This window comes from Streptomyces sp. NBC_00459 (assembly GCF_036013955.1).
GTDB lineage: Bacteria > Actinomycetota > Actinomycetes > Streptomycetales > Streptomycetaceae > Streptomyces.
Genome location: NZ_CP107903.1, coordinates 9,487,860 through 9,506,045, shown reverse-complemented (window position 1 = coordinate 9,506,045; position 18,186 = coordinate 9,487,860). Strand labels below are relative to the sequence as shown.

11 protein-coding genes are annotated in these 18,186 nt (G+C 71.4%); 7 read left to right on the top strand and 4 right to left on the bottom strand.

The genetic code is table 11. The features are described 5' to 3' along the window. Positions 1-358: 358 nt before the first annotated feature. Both OHN74_RS41600 and OHN74_RS41595 read right to left on the bottom strand, forming a co-directional pair. Positions 359-1,984: a DHA2 family efflux MFS transporter permease subunit gene (locus tag OHN74_RS41600; RefSeq protein ID WP_443060525.1), complete on the bottom strand. Its 1,626-nt coding sequence runs from the start codon at positions 1,982-1,984 to the stop codon at positions 359-361. A gap of 217 nt (positions 1,985-2,201) precedes the next feature. Next, on the bottom strand, positions 2,202-2,423 hold the full coding sequence (locus OHN74_RS41595; RefSeq protein WP_327699750.1) for a hypothetical protein: 222 nt from the start codon (positions 2,421-2,423) through the stop codon (positions 2,202-2,204). A gap of 123 nt (positions 2,424-2,546) precedes the next feature. On the opposite strand from OHN74_RS41595, the gene OHN74_RS41590 reads away from it, so the two are divergent. Next, positions 2,547-3,542 (top strand): Lrp/AsnC family transcriptional regulator, encoded by a 996-nt coding sequence (locus tag OHN74_RS41590; RefSeq protein ID WP_327699749.1) that lies wholly within the window; start codon positions 2,547-2,549, stop codon positions 3,540-3,542. A gap of 274 nt (positions 3,543-3,816) precedes the next feature. Further along, positions 3,817-4,599 (top strand): NPP1 family protein, encoded by a 783-nt coding sequence (locus tag OHN74_RS41585; RefSeq protein ID WP_327699748.1) that lies wholly within the window; start codon positions 3,817-3,819, stop codon positions 4,597-4,599. A 130-nt stretch (positions 4,600-4,729) separates the two neighbouring features. Here the strand turns inward: OHN74_RS41585 and OHN74_RS41580 are convergent, their stop codons facing one another. Continuing rightward, positions 4,730-5,941 carry a sensor histidine kinase gene (locus OHN74_RS41580; protein WP_327699747.1) on the bottom strand — a complete coding sequence of 404 codons (1,212 nt, stop codon included), beginning with the start codon at positions 5,939-5,941 and terminating at the stop codon, positions 4,730-4,732. A 326-nt stretch (positions 5,942-6,267) separates the two neighbouring features. On the opposite strand from OHN74_RS41580, the gene OHN74_RS41575 reads away from it, so the two are divergent. From OHN74_RS41575 to OHN74_RS41560, 4 genes are all read left to right on the top strand, one after another. Then, entirely contained in the window at positions 6,268-9,981 is a 3,714-nt protein-coding gene (locus tag OHN74_RS41575; RefSeq protein WP_327699746.1) for an nSTAND1 domain-containing NTPase, read from the top strand. A 127-nt stretch (positions 9,982-10,108) separates the two neighbouring features. Then, positions 10,109-11,572 carry a polysaccharide deacetylase family protein gene (locus OHN74_RS41570; protein WP_327699745.1) on the top strand — a complete coding sequence of 488 codons (1,464 nt, stop codon included), beginning with the start codon at positions 10,109-10,111 and terminating at the stop codon, positions 11,570-11,572. Positions 11,573-11,883: 311 nt separating this feature from the next. Continuing rightward, positions 11,884-13,224 carry a jacalin-like lectin gene (locus OHN74_RS41565; protein WP_327699744.1) on the top strand — a complete coding sequence of 447 codons (1,341 nt, stop codon included), beginning with the start codon at positions 11,884-11,886 and terminating at the stop codon, positions 13,222-13,224. A gap of 253 nt (positions 13,225-13,477) precedes the next feature. Beyond that, a complete protein-coding gene (locus OHN74_RS41560; RefSeq protein WP_327699743.1) occupies positions 13,478-15,478 on the top strand; it encodes an RICIN domain-containing protein in 2,001 nt (666 codons plus the stop codon). A gap of 98 nt (positions 15,479-15,576) precedes the next feature. Here OHN74_RS41560 and OHN74_RS41555 read toward each other — a convergent pair whose 3' ends face one another. After that, complete coding sequence (locus OHN74_RS41555; protein WP_327699742.1) at positions 15,577-16,926, bottom strand: mucin-1; 1,350 nt, start codon at positions 16,924-16,926, stop codon at positions 15,577-15,579. 180 nt (positions 16,927-17,106) lie between these two features. Here OHN74_RS41555 and OHN74_RS41550 point away from each other — a divergent pair, with 180 nt between their 5' ends. Then, positions 17,107-18,132 (top strand): LacI family DNA-binding transcriptional regulator, encoded by a 1,026-nt coding sequence (locus tag OHN74_RS41550; protein WP_327699741.1) that lies wholly within the window; start codon positions 17,107-17,109, stop codon positions 18,130-18,132. Positions 18,133-18,186: the final 54 nt, after the last annotated feature.

Below are 18,186 nucleotides of genomic sequence, written 5' to 3'. Positions count from 1 at the left end.
CGAGGCAGGACTCCCAGGAGCGGGCCGAGGCGCCGGAAGTCCTCCGGAACCGGCGCAGGGCGGCAGCTCTCGGCGCCAACGGCGGTCATGCCTGACGCGGTGGTGATCGGCGCCCGCCGCGACGGGCCGATTTCTGCCGATCCGCCGGACGGCGAGGGACGGAGCGCGCAGGTGGGCGAGGCGCTGTTGTCCTGGCCGCCCCGCACACCGACGCCGAGGCCCTCGGCAGCGTCGCCCGCCGCACGAGGATTCCTCGGGCTCGATGTTGGCGACCCGGCCCGGGGGCGGGCGCGGGGCCGGGTCGTCGTCCGCGGCTCGGTATGACCGACGCGGGCGGCGACCCGGCCCCGGTGCGCGGTCAGCCGCGCGGGGAGCCCGCCTGGGCCTTCTCCGCGGAGGCTTCCGGACCGCGGCCCCGCTGTGCCGTATCGGCGGCCTTCACCGCACCTTCTGCGGTTTGCCTGGGCCGGCGCAGGAGGGTGACCGCGCATACGGCGGCGATCAATACCAGCACCGCGGCGACGACGAGGCACAGCCGCATGCCGTCGATGAGGGAGTCGCCCAGGGCGCCGTAGACCTGACCCGCGGTGGAGCCGAGGTTCATGCCGGCGACCGCGCCCAGGCCGCCGTCCTTCGCGGTGGCGAGGATGGTGTGGGCCTGGGTGCCGCTCACTCCGGCGTCGGCGAGGTGGCCGGGCAGGGTGTGGACGGCGCGGGTGGACAGCAGGGCGCCGAGGACGGCCGGGCCGAGTGCGCCGCCGACCTGGCGGAAGGCGTTGTTGGCGGCCGAGGCCATGCCCGCGAGGTGGTGCGGTACGGAGGCGACGGCGGTGGCCGTCATCGGCGTGGTGACCAGGCCGAGTCCGACGCCCAGCACGATCAGCCGCCAGGCGATGGATCCGTAGGAGGTGTCGGCGGCGAGGTTGGTCATGGCCAGCAGGGAGGCGGCGATCAGCAGCAGGCCGGCAGTGATCATCCAGCGGGCCGGGACACGGTGCATGAGCCGTCCGGCCGGTGCTCCGGACACGATCGCGGCGACCGGGACGAGCAGCAGGCGGGCGCCTGCTTCCAGGGTGCCGAGCTGCTGGACCATGCCGAAGTAGAGGCTGAGGACGAAGAAGAAGCCGATCAGTCCGAGGAAAGTGATCATGGCGATCAGGGCGGTGGCGGTGAAGGCCGCACTGCGGAACACCGCCAGGTCCAGCATGGGGCTCTCGCTGCGCTTCTCCGCGACGATGAAGGCGATCAGCGCGACGACGCCCAGGGCGAGGGCGGCGATCACCTTCGGTGCGGTGAAGGAGTCGGCGCCGCCCTCGATCACGCCGTAGACCAGGGCGGTGACGGCGACGGCTGCGGTGATCTGGCCGGGCCAGTCGAGTTTGCGTCCGTGCGGGGCGCGGGAGTCGGTCAGCAGTGGAGTGGCGACGGCCATGGCCAGCAGCGAGAGAGGGACGGACAGGACGTAGATCCAGCGCCATGAGTAGTGGTCGAGGATGACGCCGGCGATGACCGGGCCGACGGCCAGGGCGGCGAGCAGGGCCATGGCCCACATGCCGATGAACTTGCCGCGCTCGCGGAAGTCGGGCACCGCGTGGCTGATCAGCGCCAATGTGGTCGGTAGCAGCGCGGCCGAGCCCAGACCGGCCAGGGCCTGACCGGCCCACAGGGTCTGGATGTTGTGCGCGCACAGGGCGACCGTCGCCCCGACGGCGCTGAGGAACAGGCCTGCCTGGTAGACCTTCTTACGGCCGTGGACGTCACCGAAGAGACCGGCAGTGAGGATGAAGGCGGCCATGGGCAGGACGAACGCGTCCTGGACCCAGGACAGCTGGGCGGTCGAGGTGTCCAGCGCCCGCTGGATGGCGGGCAGGCTGACGGCGACCGTGGTGATGGGCAGGTAGGCGACGAACACGCCGAGGCAGGCCATGACGATGGTGGCCGCCCGCCTGTCCGTCGACCTGCTCGCCGGTGTGGTGACGTTCACGGAAACTCTCCGCTTTCTGTTGGGGGAAGGGGTTCAGGGCCCCCGCCACGGGACGCGGCCGGTTGCGTCCCGCGGGTGTCGGTGGTCGCGGCATCCGCCGCGGCTTGCGCTGCCGGTCTCGACCCGGTCCGGAACGTGGTCTGATGGACGCGCGGCCCGGCACGGGAACCGACGCTGTTGAAGGGGAACTCGGCATCGGTGGTGTTCGGCCCGGTGGTCATTGGGCGGCTGCGACGTCCCTTGGGACGGCCCACCCGCAAACCTTCACAAGCACTGCTGCGGGCACCGGGGCCACGTCGCCGACCACCCACTGGATGCGGGAGAGACCGGTGTGCGGGAGCGTCGCCCGGTGGGGTGGCGCCACGCCCGTCGTGGTGAGGTGCATCAGCAGGACGAAGGTGCCGATGCAGGCTGCCGTCGGCACCAGCCGCGTGCTCATGGGAGTCACGTCCTTTCCTCAGGACCTGACCAGCATCCGCCTCACAGCCTCGAATCACCGACTTGAAGGCTCCAAACAGACAAGAACCTCTGCACAGGTGCAGCCCTGTGGCAACATTCCGACATGATCGACGACCTGGACAAGAAAATCCTCCACGCGCTCCAGTGCGCGCCTCGGCTCCCGTTCCGGCGCATCGGCGAGGTGACGGGCGTGTCGGAGCAGACGGCCGCCCGCCGCTACCACGCGCTGCGCCGCAGCGGGGTGATGCGGGTGGTCGGCCTGGTCAACCCGGCGGTGTACGGGAATGCCCATTGGGTGGCCCGCATCCGCTCCCGCCCCGACAGGGTCGGCCCCCTGGCTGACTCCCTGGCCAAGCGGCCGGACATCGCCTACGCCAACCTCTCCTCGGGTGGCTCGGAGATCATCTGCACGGTCCGCTCCCCCGTCGAGGCCCCCCGCGACGACATCCTCCTGCGTCAACTGCCCCGCTCCGCCTCCGTCCTCGACGTGAGCATCGATCTCATGCTGCACGCCTTCGGCGACACCAGCACCAGTGAATGGACCGGCTACGGCGCAGGCCTCACCCCCGACCAGGTACGGCAGCTCACCGCCGACCGCTCTCCCGTCCCCGCCGGGCCACTCCGGCCCCCCACGGACGAGGACACCCCCCTGCTGAACGCCCTCGCCGAGGACGGCCGCACCACCCACACCCACCTCGCCGAGCTCACCGGCTGGTCCAACGCCCGTGTCGCCCGCCGACTGGAGAACCTGGAGGCATCGGGCACGATCGTCTACGACGTCGAACTGCTCCCCGAGCGCCTCGGCCACACCCTCAACGCCACCCTCTGGCTGCGCGTCGCCCCCGCCCGGCTCGAACAGGCCGGGGAGCAACTCGCCCGGCACGCCGAGGTCGCGTTCGCCGGGGCCATCAGCGGCCACCACAACCTGATGGCCAGCGTCATCTGCCGCGACGCCGAGGACTTCTACCGCTACCTCACCACCCAGGTCGCCGCCATCGACGGCATCGACGCCTACGAGGTCAGCATTCGCGTCCGGCGTCTCAAGCAGGCCGCCTCACTCATCTTCCAGGGCCGCCTCGTCCACACGTCGCCCACGTAGCAGGCGCTCCCCGGTGCGGCGACGAACCGGGCATCTCGCCTCCTGCGGCCCGTCGCAGCGCCCGTGCGCGTCCCTCGTCTTCGGGCGACGCCGGGATGTTCGGTGTGTGACGGCATCGGAAACGACCCGCCAATCCTCGGCACGAGATTTTTCACCCTGCCGGAACCGGCTGCTGAACAACGCCCCGCTGCCCAGTCTCGGTCCCGACCCGCCGGATTTCCCGGCACGGACCACGCCGGATCCCCGGCGGACCGAGCAACTGGAGACGCACCACATGTCCCACGCAGTGAAGCGCGGCAGGACGACGCGCGGCCGTATCGGCAGGACCCTGCTCGTCGCGCTCAGCGCCACCGCGTTGAGCGCCGGCCTGCAGGGCAGCGCCTTCGCGGCCGTGCTGACCCCGCTGGCCCCGAACGCCACCGCTTTCCAGAAGAAGTACATGCCGGACTTCGACTACGACAAGGACGGCTGTTTCCCCGCGGCGGCCATCGACGCGAACGGAACCCTCAACGGCGGTCTCAAGAACAGCGGGTCGATCACCGGCGGCTGCCGGACCGACCACCTCGGCAAGGCGAACACGTACTCGCAGTCCCTGTGCAGGAACGGCTGGTGCGCCTACGTCTACGGGCTCTACTTCGAGAAGGACCAGACACTGAACGGTGCCGACGCCTTCGGTCACCGCCACGACTGGGAGTCCGTCGTCGTCTTCCAGAAGCAGGGCGAGGAACGCCCCCGCTACCTGGCCGCCTCCCGCCACGGCGGTTACAGCACCCACCCGATCAACGAGGTGCCGATGGACGGCAACCGCGTCGAGATCGTGTACCACAAGGACGGCGCGAGCACCCACGCCTTCCGTTTCGCCAAGTGGGGCGAGGTACCGCACGCCTGGGGCAACGGCGGCTGGGACAGGCCGGGCCTGGTCACCCTGGACCTGATGAGGAGCGACCTGCGGACCAAACTGTCCGACGCCCGCTGGGGCGACGCCAACTTCCCGCTGGCCGGCAACCTCGTCAGCAACATCAACAAGGCGAGGCCCTCAGCGGTCCCCGCGTTCTGACGCCCGGGCCCGCCCCGAGCAGTCCCCGGCGGCGCACTCTCCCCTGCCCGCCGGGGCATCGCCGTGTCGGCGCGCCCTGGCCCGTGCTCCTGCCGGCCCGGCAGCGTGTGGGCCGAGCGGGCCGAAGCGGTCATCTCGATGCCTTCTCCGCCGGCAGGATCGCGGTGACCTCCCAGCCCCGGCGCGAGGGACGGGGGCCCGTGCGCAGTTCGCCGCCGAGCGCGGTGACGCGTTCGGTCAGCCCGACCAGGCCGAAGCCGCCGCCCCGCGCGGCCTGCGGCAGCCGGGTGCCACCGCGACCGTCGTCGCGCACCGTCACCTCCAGCACACGGCCGTCGTGGGCCAGGCCGACCGTCACCTCGGTGGCGTCCGCGGCGTGTCGCCGTACGTTGGTCAGTGCCTCCTGCACGACTCGGCAGGCAGCCGCCTGCACCTCATGGGGCAGACCGTCGGGCACCGATGGATCACGGTGCAGCACCACCTTCGGACCGACAGGTCCAGCGAACCCCTCCACCAGTTCGGGAAGCGCGGCCAGGTCGCCCGCCGGGTGCCGGAAGCCGGTGGACCCGGCTTCCGGGACCTCGCGCATCAGGCCGACGGTGCGGCGCATGGAGGCCAGGGCCTCGGTCGCGGAGCGTTCGACGTCCTTCAGGATGCCGTTCAGGCGCTCGGAGTCCGTCGTGGCGAGGAGCTGGGCCACCTGGGTCTGCACCAGGATCCCGGTGACATGGTGGGCCACGAAGTCGTGCAGGTCGGCCGCCATGGCGAGGCGTTCGGCCCGCTGGATCTCGGTGACCGCCACCCGGCGGCGGTGGTCCAGCGCACGCAGGTACCCGGCGAGTCCGGTCACCACGCAGACCGGCAACAGCATTTGGAACGGGTTGACCGACGACTCGCCGAAACTCTGCCTGTAGGGCAGCACCAGCACCGCCGCGCCGACCAGAACGCCGCAGACCACCGCCCACCGCACGGGACAGTCCCGCACCGTGAGCAGGAGCAGGCACAGCAGGATCGCGATTTCACCAGGTCCGGCCAGCGCCTCCCGACCGGACAGGAACACGGCCCCCGTCACGACGCCGGAGACAACCGCGGGCACGGCGGCACGCACCGCCAGGGTGAGCCGTGCCGGCCGCCGGGCGGCGGGCCACAGCAGCGCCGCCAGACCGATCGGCAGCACCACGAGCTGGGGCCATGGCGAACGGCCGTCGACGCCGGCCACCAGCAGGTCCGTGGCTGTCGCCAGCAACAGAAGGACGATGCCGACCGCGGTCAGAAGGCTCCGCCGACGGCCGTCAGGCCCGGTAGGCACGCCCAGGGCGCGCACGCTGCTCAGGAGATCCACGGCGTGACAGTAACCTCCCACCGGCGTGGCGGAGATCAGCCGAAAGGCCACTTACGACAACGCGGGAAGCCGCACACACCGGCCGAACGGCTGAGCCCTCCCGCGAGCCGATACCTCACCTCATGGGCAGGGGCCGCCCGAACGCCCGCGCGGACGGGCCTCGTCCGAGTCCGACGGCGCGGGATGCCGCGTACGGGATACCGGTGGCAGGCTCTGACACGTTCGCACCATGTGCGGGGAACAGACCCGAATTGCCTCCCTGCGGCGGCCGAACGTAGGTTGGGCGCCGATCGATGGTGTGTTCGCAGGTCGAAAGGTACGGCCCGGTGGGACGACGCGAGAAGCCGCTGGACCCGGATGCGGGGCCGGCGCAGCGGCTGGCGCACGAGCTGCGTCTGCTGCGCGAGAAGGCGGGGAAGCCGCCGTACCGGGAGATGGCCGAGAAGGCGGGCTATTCGACGACCGCCCTGTCCCAGGCGGCGGCAGGCGACCAGTTGCCCTCGCTCGCGGTGGTGCGGGCGTACGTCCAGGTGCTGGACGCCGATCCGGACGAGTGGGAGCGGCGCTGGCGGGAGGCGGACGCGGAGGTTCGGGCGCCCTCGGCCGAGGAGCGGGCGCCCTACCGGGGGCTGGCCCGCTTCGAGCCGGGTGACAGCGACCTGTTCTTCGGCCGGGACCGGCAGGTCGGCGAGCTGATGGGCCTGGTGCGCGGGCACCGGTTCGCAGCCGTGTTCGGTCCCTCCGGCAGCGGCAAGTCGTCCCTCCTGCGGGCGGGGCTCGTCCCCGCGTTGCGACAGACGCAGGGCACCGAACGTCCGTCGGTGATCCGGGTGCTCACGCCCGGTGAACAGCCGGCACGCACGCACGAGGAGGCCCTCGTCGCGAAGGACGGCGACCTTGACACCTGGGTGATCGTCGACCAGTTCGAGGAACTGTTCACCCTCTGCCACGACCGCCGGGAGCGCGACCGCTTCCTCGACCTGCTGCTGCGCGCCCGCGATTCCGAGAGCCGGCTGCGGGTGGCCGTCGCCGTGCGCGGTGACTTCTACGGCCATTGCGGCGCCCACCGGGAGCTGGCCGCGGCGGTCAGCCGGGCGAACCTGCTGGTCGGGCCCATGAGCCGGGACGAACTGCGGGAAGTGATCACGCGGCCCGCGACGGCCGCGGGCCTGAACGTGGAGCGCGCACTGACCGCCCATGTCATCGAAGAGGTCGCCGACCGGCCCGGCGCTCTGCCGATGCTCTCGCACGCCCTGCTGGAGACCTGGCGCCGCCGCCGCGGCCGTACCCTCAGCCTGGCCGCATACGAGGAGGCGGGCGGCGTGCACGGTGCGATCGCCGCGACCGCCGAGCAGCTCTACGGCGAGTTGACGCCGGAGCAGGCCCGCATCGCCCGCCGCGTCCTGTTGCGGCTGATCGCACCCGGGGACGGCGCGGCCGACACCCGCCGCCCGGCGCCCCGGACGGAGCTGGGGCCCGACGTGCAGGACGTACTGGAACGCCTCGCCGCCGCCCGGCTGATCGCGCTGGACGGCGACACCGTCGAACTGTCCCACGAGGTGCTGATCACCGGCTGGCCCCGGCTGGCGGGCTGGATCGAGGAGGGCCGCGAGCGGCTGCGCGCGCAGCGGCTCCTCGGCGAGTCGGCCCGTGCCTGGGAGCAACTGGACCAGGACGCGGGCGCGCTGTTCCGGGGGACACGGCTGACCCAGGCCGAGGAACTGTTCACCGGGCAGCCCCAGGACGACCTCGCGGCGCGGGAGCGCGCCTTCCTCGACGCCTCGCGTGCGGCGCGCGACACCGAACGGGAAGCCGGGACACGGGCCGCCCGCCGTACCCGGCTGCTCGCCCTGGGGCTTTCCGTGTTCCTCGTGCTCGCGCTGGCCGCTGGTCTGCTGGCCTGGCAGCGCGACCGGGCGAGTGACGAGGAGGCGGCCAAGGCCGCTGCCCGCCGTCTGGCCACCGTGGCCGACAGCCTGCGCTCCGCGGACCCCCGTGCCGCCGCTCTCCTCTCCGTCGCGGCCTGGCGGCTCGCCCCGCTGACCGAGTCCCGCTCGGCCCTGCTCGACGCCTTGGCCCGACCTGAGCGAGACGCCTTCACCGACCCTCGGACGGGCGAGAACGTCGAGCGATTCCTCACCGATCAGGGCCGGGCCCTCATCACCGTCGCGGGCGCCGAGGCGACCGTCCGCGACGTGACCGACCACCGCGTCACCGCCACCTACCGCCTGCCGAGCGGCACAGAAGCGTCGGACGCCGGCCTCGATGCCCGCTTCCTCGTCCTCACCGGTCAGGACGGGGATGAGCTGTGGGACCTCGCCGCCCGCAGAGCCGTCGCCGAACTGGGCGACGCGGTCCACTGGGCGGCGCCCGACGGCAGCGCCTACGTCACCAGCCCGGCGGGTGATCCCGGGCCGGTGACGGTGTACCGGGCGAGCGACGGCAAGGCTGTGTTCACCACTGAAGTGCCGCGCACCCTCACCGCTGTCGCCGTCGGCCCGGGCGGTCGTCTCCTCGCCCTGTGCCCGGCCGAAGGTGCACCCCAGGTGTGGGACACCGTCCACGGCAAGAGGCTGCCGGGCGCATGGGACAAGGCGGACGGCGCCGTCTGCGGCACCGGCTCGGGGGCGGACGGCGGCTTCCGGCTGCTGCGGTTCGGCGGGGACGGGCGTCGGCTGGCCGTGGTCTTTGGGAACACGGCCACGGTCTGGGACGTCTCCGGAGGACAGGAGGTCGCCGACTTCCAGAGCGGCGGTACCGGCGGCTTCACCCAGGCCGTCCTCTCTCCGGACGGGCGATTCCTGGCCACCGCCGACGACCAGGAGATCGCCGCGTGGTCGCTGGACCTGGGCGGCGGGCAGGTCTTCCACACACCGCTGGCGGGCGCCGAGGTCAGCGGGCTGACATGGACACCGGGGAAGGGCCGGACGCTTCGCTATCTCGACGGCGCCACTGTTCGCACGTACGACCTGAGCGACCGCCTGGACGCCCACTGGCAGAGCACACCGGCCGACGCGACCGCACTCAGCCCGGACGGCACCGTGCTGGCCACCGCCACCCGCTCCGGCTCCGGCTACCGCTTCGAACTGCGCTCCACCCGCACCGGCGCCGTCCTTGTCCACGCCATGCTCGGTGCTTTGTCGGCCGACAGCGACGACGGGCCGCCGCGGCTGGCCTTCAGTCCGGACGGCCGGGCCCTCGCCGTCGCCGACACCGTCTCCTCGCACGGAATCCTGCGGCAGCGCTTCAGCCTCTGGGACGTCCCCGCACACCGGGTCCGTACGTCGTTCGACACATCGGGGGCGGCGGACCGCATCGTCTCCGCGCTCGCCCTCGGTCCGGGCGGCCGGACGCTGCTGGCCGCGCGTTCCAGCGCCGAAGGCGGGGCGGCCGAAGTCTGGGACACCACCTCCCGGCGCCGCACGGCCACTCTGAGCGGCCTCGATGCGGACAGGCTCGCCCTGCGGCCCGACGGACGACTGCTCGCCGGTTCCGCCGACCGGTACGCCGAGCTGCCGTCCGGACACGTGAGCTCAGGGGCCCTGGCCGACGGTCGGCAGGTCACCGCCCTGGCCTTCAGCCCCGACGGTTCCCGGCTGGCCGTCGGGGACTCGACCGGGCACGTCACGCTGTGGGACGGCGACCTGCGTCACCGGATGGGCATCCTGACCGGGACCTCCGACACCAATCCCGTGGGTGAACCCGAGGCCGTGGGCGCGCTCGCCTTCTCCCCCGACGGCGCCGTACTCGCCGTGGGCGGCCTGCAGCGCACCCTGCGTCTGTGGGACACCGCCGGTCAACGCCTTCTGGGCAGCGACCTGCCCACACCGGGCGACGAGATCGACACCCTCGCCTTCACCCACGACGGCGCCACCTTGTACGCCGGCGGCCCGAACGTGCTGCTCCAGCGCCATCCGGTGGGCCCGGACGACGTCGTCCGCATCCTGTGCGACCGGGCCGGCGGAGGACTCACCCGGGCGCAGTGGCGGACGTACGTCCCTGACGCGTCGTACCGGCAGGTGTGCGGCACTGCACGCTGAGCGGCAAGGACGGACGGGCGCGGAGAGTGGATGTTTTTTGTTCACAGTGACCCGGGCGGTCGCTGAAAAATGCCCCTGACCTGCACGATCGGAACCCGGTAAGCCCTCTAGCCCAGGTTCTGATCTCATGCGTACACGCGTCCTTCTCCCCTCCCTCCTGCTGCTCGGCTCGCTCTCCCTGACGGCGGCCTGCGCGTCCGGGTCCACCGGGACATCCGACGACACCGCGACCGCGACCGCGACCGCGACCACCGGAGCACGGCCCGGATCGTCCTCCGGTGCCGAGCCGGTACGGGCCGTGGATCCCGCGAAGATCAAGGGTCTGCAGATCGTCAACGACAGCAGCGAGGACAGCTCCTGCCCCTTCGCGGCAAGCTATCCGGACGTACCCGGCGCCGAGGCGATGACGGCCGCGATGAAGAAGGACGTGGAGCGGCGACTGGCGATCGTCCGCGAGTCGTGCGAAGACGGCGACGGGACCGGCCCCGAAGGCGAACTCAACGTCAGCCACCAGTTCCTGGTCGCCTCCGGAGACGTCCTCGGCGTCCGGCTCACCACCCAGGACCACTCCGCGGCAGGGAGCGGGCTGAGCCTGCGCACCTACTGGTACGACGGACGGGCGGGCGCGTACCGCACCGCGCTCGCGCTCGTCGGCGACGGCTCCCGCGACGCCCTCCTCTCCGCCCTGAAGAAGCAGCTCGACGGACGGGAGGGCACGGACGCGGGGATGGTGGACGAGGCGTTCGGGGACCCGTCGAACCTGGCCGCCGTCCTGGACGACATGGCCTTCACGGGCGACGGCGGAATGCGGGTGACCTTCGACCGGGGCGAGGTCGGTGCCCCCGCCGCCGGCCCCTATGTCGTGACCGTCCCCAGGGCGACGGTCACCCCCTGGTTGTCCGCCTTCGGCAGGCGTGTCCAGCAGCAGACCGTCCGGCCGACCGGCTCGCTCGACCTCGGAGCGGCCTCCACCCCCACCGCCGCCGTGCCCACCCACACGGCCTCCGGCGACGACGACACCGACTGCGCGAAGGTCAGGTGCGTCGCGCTGACCTTCGACGACGGGCCCGCCGCGCCGGAGACGGGGACCCTGCTGACGTACCTCGCGCAGTACAACGCCCGGGCCACCTTCTTCACGGTCGGCCAGAACGTCGCCGCCCACCCCGACCTGGTGCGCGCCGAGGCACGGGCCGGCAACGAGGTGGGCAACCACTCCTGGAACCACCCCGATCTCACCAAGCTCACCCCCCGACAGGTCGCCTACCAGCTCGACCGCACGAGCGCCGCCATCAAGGCCGCGACCGGCAGGGCCCCCACCCTCTTCCGCCCGCCCTACGGCGCCGTCAACAGCACCGTCCGTCACGCCACCACGCTCTCCCCCGTGCTGTGGACCCTGGACACCGAGGACTGGAAGTACCCCGACGCCGCGAAGATCTCGCAGACGGTCATCGGCAAGGTGCAGCGCAACGACGTCGTCCTTCTGCACGACATCCATCCCACATCGGTCGCAGCGGTCCCCGAGATCCTCCGGACACTGACCGCCCGCGGCTACCACTTCGTCACCGTCAGCCACCTGCGCGCCACGATGTGACCTCCGACGACAGGCCCGCACCGCCGTCGGCCGCTTCAGTACGCCTGCCGCACGGGCCGCACGTCCGAACCCCTGAGCCAGGGATGGCCATACGCACGGGGGCTTCCCACGAGGCGCACGGGCAAGGCCAGTTGCCCGCCGGCCGTGTGTCCCTGCCATGAACGGTCCCCGGCAGGGAACCGAACCGTCCGGATACGGCAGGTGACTCCTGTGAATGCACGCCCAACCCCTCGACAGACCCCGGGTAACCAGCGGTAACTTCTGCCACGGTCCCACCGCAACCGCTTTCCCTCCCCAGGAGGCACTCCCCCATGCGCAGACTCTTCGCCTGTCTGGCGGCCGGCGCCGCCGTTCTCGGCGGACTCACCGTGGCCGCTCCGCCCGCCTCGGCCGCCGACTCGGGCAGCTTCAGCGTCCTCACCTACAACGTGGCCGGCCTGCCCGAGGCCATCTCCAGCGCACCCACGCCCCGCGAGTCCAGCACCACGACGATCGGCCAGCGCATAGCGCCGTACGACATCGTCAACGTCCAGGAGGACTTCAACTACCACGCGACCCTCTACGCGGCCGACACCGCGCACGCCTACCGCACCGCGACCAGCGGTGGCGCCGGCATCGGCAGCGGCCTCAACACCCTGTCGAAGATCGCCTACGACGAGGACGACTTCGAGCGGGTCGGCTGGAACTCCTGCACCTACGGCTCCGGCGACTGTCTGACCCCCAAGGGCTTCACCTTCATGCGTGAACGCCTCGCCGAGGGCGTCTACGTCGACTTCTACAACCTGCACACCAACGCCGGCACCAACGCCGACGACCTCGTCGCCCGCGCCGACAACCTCAGCCAGCTCAGCGACTTCATCGCCACCCACTCCGCCGGCAACGCGGTCGTGGTCATGGGCGACACCAACACCCGCTACACCCGCTCCGGCGACACCATCGCCGAGTTCGCCGCCGCCAACGGCCTCACCGACGCCTGGGTCCAGCTGATCCGCGGCGGCACCCCGCCCACCAAGGGAAGCGACGCCCTGGTCTGCGACCAGACCGGGACCACCGTCCCCAACACCTGCGAGGTCGTCGACAAGATCCTCTACCGCGGCAGCAAGCTCGTCTCTCTCAACGCCACGTCCTACAACAACGAGCACGCCAAGTTCCTCACGGACGCCGGGCTCATGCTCTCCGACCACGACCCCCTCACCGCCGGTTTCACCTGGTCGCGCAATACCGCCTTTCAGCTCAGCGACCAGTTCGGCGGCCCGCACGGCGACTACTACAACGACATCGACGCCGTACCGGCGGGCGCCCGCGCCACCACGGTCGCCCTGCGCGCCGGCTCCCGGGTCGACCAGCTGAGCGTGACCCTGGCGAACGGCACCACGCTCGCCCACGGCGGAACGGGCGGCACCGCGTCCTCGCTGACGCTGGGCAGCACCGAGTACGTGACGACGGCGTATCTGTGCCAGGGAGTCAAGGACGACCGCACAAGGATCTTCTACGCGAAGTTCACGACCAACCTCGGCCGCACCCTGGCCGGCGGGACCACCACCTCCGACTGCGTGACCCGCACCACGCCGAGCGGCTGGCAGATCGCCGGCTTCCACGGACGCTCCGGCGACGAGGTCGACAAGATCGGCTTCATCTACACCCAGCGCTGAGCGGCCGACGGGCGTGGCCTGTGCGCACAGACTTCACCAATGATGGACGAGGTGATTGACGCGTGCATGGCCACGCCCTACCTTCTGACCGGCTTACCGAACTGTGTTCGGTATATCGACCGATGCTTGCCGTCGCGGGATCACCACCCATGAGGTGGGGCGCTCCGGCGGGCGGCTTCCACGGCTACCGCCACCACCACAGACCATCAGTACACGGCCTTCCGTATCGCGTACTGATCAGGAAAGGCTCTCCATGTCGTACCCCCTCGCGCACGCCTGGGCCAGACGGATCACCGTGCGCGTCCTCGCCCTCGCTCTCGCGCTGGCCGGCCTGACGGCCGTGGCAGACCGCGACGCTTCGGTGTCGCCGGCCACCGAGCCGGCCGCCGTCAGCACCACCCAGGCCGCCGTGACCCCGCCGTCGATGGGCTGGGCGTCCTGGAACAGCTTCGCCAGCAGCATCGACTTCGGCGTCATCAAGCAGCAGACCGACGCCCTGGTCTCCTCCGGCATGGCCGCGGCCGGCTACCAGTACGTCAACCTCGACGACGGCTGGTGGCAGGGCGACCGCGCCTCCGACGGCACCATCACCGTCGATGCGAACCTCTGGCCGAGCGGTATGAAGGCCGTCGCCGACTACATCCACAGCAAGGGTCTGAAGGCCGGCATCTACACCGACGCCGGCAAGCAGGGCTGCGGCTACTACTACCCCACCACCCGCCCGGCCGCCCCCAACACCGGTATGGAGGGCCACTACCAGCAGGACCTGGAGACCTTCCAGCGCTGGGGCTTCGACTACGTCAAGATCGACTGGTGCGGCGGCAAGGTGGAGGGCCTCGCCCCGGAGACGACGTACAAGGCGATCGCCGCCGCCAATGAGGCCGCCACCGCCGTGACCGGCCACAAGCTCGTGCTGTCCTTCTGCGAGTGGGGCACCGGCCTGCCCTGGAACTGGGCCTCCGGTTACGGCGACCTCTGGCGCACCAGCACCGACGTCATCCTGTGGGGCCAGACCCCCACGACAGCCATGATGCTCACCAACTTCGACCGCGGCCTGCAACCGGCCGCCCAGCACACCGGGTACTACAACGACCCCGACATGCTGATGGTCGGTATGAGCGGTCTGACCGCCGCCCAGAACCGGCTGCACATGGGCCTGTGGGCGATCTCCGGCGCCCCGCTGCTGGCCGGCAACAACCTCGCCACGATGAGCACCGCCACCCGCGACATCCTCACCAACCGCGAGGTCGTCGCCATCGACCAGGACGCGCGCGGGCTGCAGGGTGTCAAGGTCGCCGAGGACACCCGCAACCTCCAGGTGTACGGCAAGGTCCTCGCCGGCACGGGCAAGCGCGCGGTGCTGCTGCTCAACCGCACGTCCTCGTCGGCGTCCATGACCGTACGCTGGGCCGACCTCGGCCTCACCAGTGCCTCCGCGTCGGTGCGCAATGCCTGGACTTCCACCAACGCCGGTTCCAGCGCCACGAGTTACTCCACCACCGTCCCGGCGAACGACGCCGTCCTGCTCACGGTCTCCGGCACCGAAGCGGCCGGGTCGACCTACGAGGACACCACCGCGGCCACCACGCCCACCTTCAGTGCCGTCACGACCGGCGCGGCCGGCACCAAGCTGGTGGACATCACCTACGCCAACGGCGGCAGCACCGCCCGCAAGGCCACCGTCCAGGTCAACGGGCAGTACAGCCAGGTCGTCGCCTTCCCGCCGACCGGCTCTGCCACGACCTATCGCACGGTGTCCGTACTGGCTCACCTCGCGAAGGGCACCAACACCGTGCGCTTCGCGCCGGTCTCCGGCAGCAGCACGCCCGACATCGACGCGATCCGTGTCCAGGGCATCCCCGGCACCAACGGTGTCGCCCTCGTCGGCGTCGCCTCGAACCGCTGCGCCGGCCTGGAGAAGAACACCATCACCGACGCCTCCCAGGCCATCCTGTGGGACTGCTTCGGCGGGCGGAACGAGACCTTCACGCAGACCTCACGCGGTGAGCTCGTCGTCTACGGCAACAAGTGCCTGGACGCCGACGGCGCCGGCACCACCAACGGCACGAAGGTCATCATCTGGGACTGCACCGGCGGCACCAACCAGAAGTGGACCGTCCACTCCGACGGCACCGTCACCAACGACCTGTCCGGCCTGTGCCTCGACGCCGAGGAAGCGGCGACCGCCAACGGCACCAAGTTGCTCCTGTGGACCTGCAACGGCCAGACCAACCAGCAGTGGACCCTCAACTGACCTGCGCGGTCCCACCATCACAGCGCCCGTCGCCGAGCCGGTCATGAGACCGGTCCCGGCGGCGGGCGCCGTCGTCCGGCAGGCGGCCGTGCCGGACGTCAGTACGGGGACGGTCCGGGCCAGACGGCCGACGCGTCGTCACGTTCGGGGTCGGGCAGGCGGACCGGACGGACCGGGACGGCGTCGGTACGGCCCTTCGAGGTGACCGTCCACGGGGTGGGGTGGCCGGAGTAGCAGAGGGTGGTCAGGGCGAAGACGCCGTCGGCGTAGACCTCGACGTATTCGCCGACGGTGAGGATACGCAGGGTCGCGGCGGGTTCGGTCAGCACCGTCTCGCCCAGCCGGTCCCCGTGCGGTCCGGTGATCCAGAGGTTCTTGCCGTCGCAGCCGACGACCAGCGCCGGACGGTCGCCGCCGGGGGTGTCGGTGCGCAGGGTGATCTCGACTCTGCCGGTGAGGGCGAGATCACCGACCGCGTGCAGTGCGGCCTGTTCGGTCTCCTCGCCGAGCCAGGCGTCCAGGCCGGGCCACCATTCCAGGCGGGGTGCCTCGTCCGGGGAGGTGACCAGGAGTTTGGGCTGGGCGAGCATGCCGCGGCAGTGCTCACCGGAGTCGGTGAGGTTCACACGTCGGGGGGTCGTGTGCAGCACGACGCGTGAACCGTCGGGCGCGAGGACGACACGGGGGGCGTAGGAGCCGGTCGGGCCGAGTGGGCCGCGGCGGGTCCACGGGCCCCTCAGGCGCGGCGCGGTCCATGCCTCGAAACCACGCGTGGCGCCGATGGCGCCCAGCAGGAGCCAGCTGCCGTCGTCCAGACGCTCCAGGACGGGGCACTCCAACTCGTCGACGTCGCCCGGGGATATGAGCGGCGGCTGGACGCTCCAGTGCTCCAGGTCGTCGGAGGTGGCCCAGGCGACACACCCGCCGCTCTCGACGGGCAGGGACGCGTCGGCGGCGCAGACCACCATGACCCAGCCCTCGGACTCGTCGTCGCGTACGACGAACGGGTCGCGCCAGCCCATGCGTTCACCGGTGCGGTACCAGCGCCCGTCGGCCTCGACGACAGGGCTGGTGCCGTGCCGGCGCCAACCGGTGCCGTCGGTGCGGTCGGAGTAGGCGAGACCGACCGACTGCATCGGCCAGCCACCCGGGGTGAGGCCGAGGACACCGGTGTAGAACATGGCCATTCCGGCGCCGTGACGGACGGGATGCATGGTCCACACGGCCTGCTGGTCGAAGCGGCCGGGCAGGCCGTTGCCGAACGCGGTGCCCCGGGGCTGCCAGGAGACCAGGTCGGTCGAGGTGGCCCGACCGTAGGAGGTCTCCATCCGCAGGTGGTCGAACTCGGCGGTCCAGGGGCCCTGCAGGTGCAGGACGGCATAGGTGCCGTCGTCGTCGCGCAGCAGGGCGAAGTCGTTCACGCAGAGTCCGGGCGGGGCGTATCGCATGCACAGTTCCTGTCGGCTCGCAGCGCTCAAACGCATGCGCTGAGCATTGACCTCGAAGGTCTCGCTTGAGAATCGGCCCAAGTAAAACTCAACGCAAACGCTTGCGCAACAACGAAGGCGGGTTTACGGTCTCGTCACCCACAGATCACATCGGTGTGAAACCGACGGGAGGAAGAAGCCGTGACGGTCAGCATTACCGACGTCGCCCGCGTCGCCGGGGTCTCCGCATCCACCGTGTCCCGCGCGCTGCGCGGCCGGCCAGGAGTCTCCGACGAGGTACGGGCGCAGATCGCGGCCGTCGCCTCTCAACTCGGCTACACCGCCTCACGGTCGGCCTCCAGCCTGGCCAGCGGGCGCACCTTCACCATCGGGGTCGTCGCCCCGCACATCGGCCGCTGGTTCTTCGGCACCGTGCTCGACGCGGCCGAGACGGTGTTCAGCGCGGCCGGCTACGACGTACTGCTCTACAACCTGGGTTCACCGGAGGCACGCAAACGCTTCTTCACCAGGCTGCCGGTGCGCAAGCGGGTGGACGCCGTCCTCTCGCTGCTCATCCCCGACCTGCAGGAGGAAGAGGCGCTGCGCTCCCTCGGAGTGCCGCTGGCCACCACCGTCGGCGGCGCCCGGGACGGCTTCACCGTGGTCGGCATCGACGACCACGCCGGTGCCACCAGCGCCGTACGACACCTGGTCAACCTCGGCCACCGGCGCATCGGCATGATCTCCGGGGAGAGCGAGCCGTTGCACTGGACCACCCCGATCGCCCGCCGCCAGGGATACCTGGACGTGCTGGCCGAGGCCGGCATCGCCCACGACCCGGCGCTGGAGGCGGACGGCGGCTACACCGTCGAGGGCGGCGAGCGGGCGATGACCGAGTTGCTCGCCGTCTCCCGCCCGCCGACCGCGGTGTTCGCTCAGTCCGACGAGATGGCGATGGGTGCGCTGCGTGCCCTGCGCCGACATCGGCTGAGGGCGCCCGACGACGTGTCCGTGATCGGCTTCGACGACCACGAACTCGCCGAGGTCATCGGCCTGACCACCATCGCGCAGCCGGTCCCGGCGCAGGGCGCGGAGGCGGCCCGGCTGCTGCTGCGACAGCTCGACGAACCGAACGCAGAACCGGCACCGACGGGCCATGTGCACATGCCCATCCGCCTGGTGCTGCGCGAGACCACTGCTCCGCCGAGCCCGCGCAGTCCCCTGTGAGCCCGGCCGTCCGTCAGGCACCGGCCCCTTGTGAACCGACCCACCACACCCGCG